General features: G+C 62.1%; 1 protein-coding gene. It reads right to left on the reverse strand.

Features of this window, described 5'->3' with window-relative positions; all coding sequences use genetic code 11:
• Window positions 1-446: Ig-like domain-containing protein (locus AB1462_RS32050; protein ID WP_367249126.1), on the reverse strand; the 446-nt coding region annotated here is incomplete at both ends.

The raw sequence follows: 446 nt of genomic DNA on the forward strand, positions 1-446 counted from the left end.
GGCCGCGTCGGTGTAGAAGGTGCCATTGGTTGGCGTGCCGACGGTGAACGATTTCACGTCCGCCAGGCCATCTACGTCGGTGGCAGACAGCTTGACCGCGATGCCTACGCTTGGGTCTTCAGCACCGGTCGCGGTAGTGGCATCCGCCACCGGCGCGTCGTTGACCGGGGTTACGGTGATGGTGCCGTTGGCGGGAGCCGAAGTCAGCGGGCTGCCGTTGTCAGTAATACCGCCGTCGGTGGCGGTGTAGGTGAAGTTCGCCGTGCCGTTGAAATTTTCGTTCGGCTTGAAGTAAACGGTCGCTTCGCCGTTGACCGCGTCAATGGAACCGGTCACCGGTTTGGTCATGGCCGCGTCGGTGTAGAAAGTGCCATTGGTTGGCGTGCCGACGGTGAACGATTTCACGTCCGCCAGGCCATCTACGTCGGTGGCAGACAGCTTGACCG

It is taken from the genome of Pseudomonas sp. SB113 (assembly GCF_040754745.1).
Classification (GTDB): Bacteria; Pseudomonadota; Gammaproteobacteria; order Pseudomonadales; family Pseudomonadaceae; genus Aquipseudomonas; species Aquipseudomonas grimontii.